Below are 1,097 nucleotides of genomic sequence, written 5' to 3'. Positions count from 1 at the left end.
GGACCCATGACTGATCCTCAAAAAGCAGTCTTGAATCAGAAGGAGGAGGATTTGGGAATCCCTTTTGTCAACACGGCCTAGGTCAGCGGCAAGATCAGGGGCGGCGACAAGGCGAGATCTCCGGCCTGGCGGATATCGACCGTGCACCCGGACGGCAGCATCGCCAGGTCGCCCGCATCGATGGTCAATGCGGACGATGCGCTCTCCCACGGGCCGATCCCCTGAACCGCCGGCGACAGCGCGATGCGCCAGGCGTCGCGCGTCTCCCCCGCCGCTTGGTCGACATGGTCGCGCCATCCCGCATCGGCGCGGCTGCATCGGATCCAGTCGATCGTCACCCCGCCCGCGCCATTGGCCCGGATCCGGCCATGGACAGGCGCCAGCGGCCGGAGCGCCCGCCCCGCGGCGGGGACCGCGATCTCGGTCAGCGCACCGCCGCCGCGCGATATCCATTGCAGCGTCGCGCTACCGCCCTCGGCCCACCGGGTGAACTCGGCGGGCAGTTCCAGCAACGCCGAATCGTCGAGCAGCACAAAGGCGTCTCCGGTCGCATGCGTCATTTCGTCTGCGGTTCCGGCGCGGCCGCGAAGCAGGCGCGACAGGCGCCACACGCCCGGCGATACAGCCTCGGCGATACCGAATTGCATCAGCTCGCCGCCGATCATCGCGCGGTTCGCCCCGCCCAATAGAGCAGCGTCGCCGACCGATTCGATCGTCATCGACGGATTGACGAGGGTCACCACCGCCGCATTGGCCAGATCGAACAGGCAATCGCTGGCCGCCGCCAGCGGTTCGGCAAGTTCCCCCAGCGCAGCCGCCGGACGGATCGAGCCGACCGAAATCGGCTCGGCGCCCGCCGCCGGAACGAACCAGCAGTCGGCCCCGCGCCAGCCATCGTTGCTGCCAGCGCCCGCGATCAGGATATGCGGCGCGGATGCCGCCGGCATGGCGATATTGGGCAAGTCGAACAAGCGGACCGTGCCGACGGCATCGGGCCAGTCGGGCGCCGCGACCGGAATACCGGGCGCGGCGGGCAGGTAAAAGGCGGGCAGCGGTTGATGGCGCTTCAGTTCGAGCAACAGCTCGCTGCCCCGGAC

The 1,097-nt window shown here is 68.8% G+C and carries 1 pseudogene; it reads right to left on the bottom strand.

Annotated features, from left to right (window positions below):
* Nucleotides 1-77: 77 nt before the first annotated feature.
* Nucleotides 78-1,097, bottom strand: a pseudogene (locus tag ATE71_RS22635) (hypothetical protein); the annotation flags it as partial.

Origin of the sequence: Sphingopyxis sp. H115 (assembly GCF_001468465.1) — a bacterium.
In the GTDB taxonomy this organism is placed as follows: domain Bacteria; phylum Pseudomonadota; class Alphaproteobacteria; order Sphingomonadales; family Sphingomonadaceae; genus Sphingopyxis.
Note: the sequence above shows the minus strand (reverse complement) of the source record. Positions and strands in the feature narration are given on the sequence as shown.